Here is a 2,992-nt window from a genome sequence, read left to right on the forward strand (position 1 = left end):
AGGACATTATGCAGTGAGGCTTGTGCCTCTTTTTTAATGCAAAAAATCCTATTGATAGAATATCATAGAAATCTATCAACAGGATTTATCATAGAACCACTAAATCTTGGTATTAATAAACCTTGATTTAATAGGATTTTTCTTTTGAGTAAAAGTCTAAAATTAGCTAAAAATGGACTTTTTTCCCAGACACTTTTTGCTTTATCTTGTTTTCTTCCAATCTGATTCGAGTTAGAAGATTGGTGAAGTTGGAGTAGCCGAAAGCAGTTCGTTCAATTTGCTTGATCTTGCGATTGAAGCCTTCTAAGCAGCCGTTATTTAAAAAGCATCGTTATCTAGTATAGTGGACTCAAAATTAAATACAAGGATTGACATTTTTTTGATTTGCGTTAGTACCATAATTTTTTATTTGTTAAGTTTTTTTAAAGTGCTTTTATTTTTATTTTCATAAGTGACACTATGTCATATAATGTATACAAAAAAGGAAAAATAATATATTAATTATGTGCTACGGAGGTACTAAAAATGTTCAAGACAAAAAAACGCAATTTGCTATTCGCAAATTGGCTAAGGGTGCTGTTGCAGTGTTATTAAGTTTCGGCATACTAGCTGGTCCTAGTGCGCCAATTGTCTCAGCAGCCTCTGAAGCAATTCAAAATTAAATGACTGATGATACAACTTCAGTAGTAGAAGAAAGTGTTCCTGTAGAAAATAATACAGCAGACACTTTAACTACTGATAATACTGAAGTTTCAGCTAATTACTCTGAAAATACTGATGGATAGTACTACAACTACTGTGCAAACTGATACAGATGTATCTACTCAAGAAAAAACAGATCCAGAAACATCTGTTAATACTGAGCAACCAATTCAAACAGAAGAAGCTGAAAGTACTACTCCAGTTGAAGATGTAAATTCAAAATCTGAAGAAAATGTATCTCAAAATAATAATATTAATACTTCTAAAGAAGGTACAAATAAAATAAGACATGAAGACGGTGGACCAGCATTCTATTCACAAGAACGAATTGGAAAGAATGAAAAGCCATTCAAAATGTGGAAATTTCGTTCCATGGTGGTTAATGCCGATCAGATGATCGATCAACTGGAAGATCAAAACGAAATTGAAGGTGCAATGTTCAAGATTAAGGATGATCCAAGAATTACTAAGATTGGGCATACTATTAGAAAATATAGTCTTGATGAGTTGCCACAGCTCTGGAATGTGTTAATCGGTGACATGTCTCTTGTTGGACCACGTCCGCCTCTACCATCAGAAGTAGAAGAGTATACCGATTATGACAAGCAAAGATTGCTTGTCATGCCGGGTTGCACAGGGTTATGGCAAGTTACCAAGCGTAATGAAGCTGACTTTGATGAAATGGTTTGGCTTGATATCGTGTATATCAACCATTCTGGAATATTGGAAGATTTAAAGTTGATTATTAAGACTATTGGGGTGGTTATTCATACTAATGGAGCATATTAAGGAGTACATCTTTTATGAAAGTTTGTTTAGTTGGGTCTAGTGGTGGACACTTAACGCATTTATACATGTTAAAACCTTTTTGGCAAAATAAAGATCGGTTTTGGGTAACTTTTGACAAGGAAGATGCTCGAAGCAAACTTAAAGATGAGAAGATGTATGGGTGTCATTATCCCACTAATCGTAATCTGAAGAATCTAATTAAAAATACTTTCTTAGCTATTAAAGTACTCCGTAAAGAACGTCCTGATGTTATTATTTCTAGTGGAGCTGCAGTAGCAGTTCCATTTTTTTATATTGGTAAATTGATGGGTGCTAAAACAGTCTATATTGAGGTTTTTGACCGTTATGACAAGCCAACTTTAACTGGCAAACTCGTTTATCCAATTACTGATTGTTTTATTGTTGAATGGGAAGAAATGAAGAAAGTTTATCCTAAGGCTATTAATTTGGGAAGTATTTTTTAATGTTAAAACAAGCTGTCTTAATAATTGTACATAAGAATACCTATGTATTAGAGAAGAACCTACAATTATTAGATTCTCCGTATATTGATATTTTTATACATGTAGATAAAAAATGCTCCGATTTTAAATACAACTTCTATAAATCGCTTGTCAAATATTCCACGATAATTTATGTTAAACCGCGACTTAGTGTATATTGGGCAAGCTTTTCACAAGTTAAAGTTGAATTATTATTGTTAGAAGCAGCATCAAAATATTCGCAATACTCATATTTTCATTTAATAAGTGGACAAGATCTATTAATGAAACCTGTATCTGATTTGATTTCTTATTTTGATAAATCAGATAAGTTGTTTATAGAATTTAGAAAATTATCAAATTCTAATAAGTGGGATAAAAAAGTATACCAAAGAGTTTCTGTTAAACACATTTTGATAGATTATGTGCGTGATAAACACGTTGTTGTGCAATATTTAGCAAGGTTTCTAAATAAAGTGTATGCTCAATTACAAGAAACAATAGGAATCGACTTAGTTAGAAAAAATCATATTATCTTAAGGTATGGATCACAATGGTTTAGTTTGCCATATGATAGTGTTAAATATATTTTAGATAAAAAAGATGAAATTTATCATAATTACTGTAGAAGTTGGCTAGTTGATGAGATTTTTATTCAAAGTACCATTGCAACTTCTTCTTTATTTGTCAAAAGATTAGCTGATACAAACAAACGTAAAATAAGATGGAATAAAAATTCAGCTCATCCGTATGTTTGGCAAATAAGTGATTTTGATAAATTAGTTACTACTAGTGCATTCTTTGCAAGAAAATTTGATGAACGAATAGATAAAAATATCATTAATAAAATCTACAATTATATTAGCTTGGAGATGAAAAAATGATTTTTGTTACAGTGGGGACACATGAGCAACCATTTAGAGACTGTAAAATAGTTTGTGTAAGGATGAATGATTCCTTAAATTTATTTCTTTAAACATTAGAAAAAGGAGTTCCTTTCTCGTATGATTGGTTTGAAC

The 2,992-nt window shown here is 31.5% G+C and carries 5 protein-coding genes and 1 pseudogene; 5 read left to right on the forward strand and 1 reads right to left on the reverse strand.

The genetic code is table 11. From position 1 onward, the window contains the following. Window positions 1–166: 166 nt before the first annotated feature. Window positions 167–319 (reverse strand): annotated as a pseudogene (locus WS44_RS10160) (transposase); the annotation flags it as partial. 184 nt (window positions 320–503) lie between these two features. Here WS44_RS10160 and WS44_RS08820 point away from each other — a divergent pair. Genes WS44_RS08820 through WS44_RS08835 form a run of 5 tightly spaced genes read left to right on the forward strand, consistent with a single transcriptional unit; the run spans window position 504 to window position 2,857 of the window. Beyond that, the gene (locus tag WS44_RS08820) at window positions 504–662 is read left to right on the forward strand and encodes a YSIRK-type signal peptide-containing protein (protein WP_046433618.1); all 159 of its coding nucleotides are present in this window, start codon (window positions 504–506) and stop codon (window positions 660–662) included. Further along, the gene (locus WS44_RS10165; protein ID WP_288145703.1) at window positions 663–785 is read left to right on the forward strand and encodes a hypothetical protein; all 123 of its coding nucleotides are present in this window, start codon (window positions 663–665) and stop codon (window positions 783–785) included. Beyond that, on the forward strand, window positions 778–1,491 hold the full coding sequence (locus WS44_RS08825) for a sugar transferase (RefSeq protein WP_288145730.1): 714 nt from the start codon (window positions 778–780) through the stop codon (window positions 1,489–1,491). Before WS44_RS10165 ends, WS44_RS08825 begins: the two co-directional genes overlap by 8 nt. 14 nt (window positions 1,492–1,505) lie before the next feature. Further along, window positions 1,506–1,955, forward strand: a complete 450-nt coding sequence (locus tag WS44_RS08830; RefSeq protein ID WP_022087488.1) for a UDP-N-acetylglucosamine--LPS N-acetylglucosamine transferase — start codon at window positions 1,506–1,508, stop codon at window positions 1,953–1,955. Further along, entirely contained in the window at window positions 1,955–2,857 is a 903-nt protein-coding gene (locus WS44_RS08835) for a beta-1,6-N-acetylglucosaminyltransferase (protein ID WP_046434049.1), read from the forward strand. The genes WS44_RS08830 and WS44_RS08835 overlap by 1 nt, the downstream gene beginning before the upstream one ends. The last annotated feature ends 135 nt before the right edge of the window (window positions 2,858–2,992 follow it).

Source organism: Lactobacillus sp. N54.MGS-719 (genome assembly GCF_000980505.1).
Taxonomy (GTDB): domain Bacteria; phylum Bacillota; class Bacilli; order Lactobacillales; family Lactobacillaceae; genus Lactobacillus; species Lactobacillus amylovorus.

Coding starts and splice junctions, on each gene's coding strand:
- WS44_RS08820 (WP_046433618.1), top strand. CDS start 504: ATGTGCTACGGAGGTACTAAAAATGTTCAAGACAAAAAAACGCAATTT.
- WS44_RS10165 (WP_288145703.1), top strand. CDS start 663: ATGACTGATGATACAACTTCAGTAGTAGAAGAAAGTGTTCCTGTAGAA.
- WS44_RS08825 (WP_288145730.1), top strand. CDS start 778: ATGGATAGTACTACAACTACTGTGCAAACTGATACAGATGTATCTACT.
- WS44_RS08830 (WP_022087488.1), top strand. CDS start 1,506: ATGAAAGTTTGTTTAGTTGGGTCTAGTGGTGGACACTTAACGCATTTA.
- WS44_RS08835 (WP_046434049.1), top strand. CDS start 1,955: ATGTTAAAACAAGCTGTCTTAATAATTGTACATAAGAATACCTATGTA.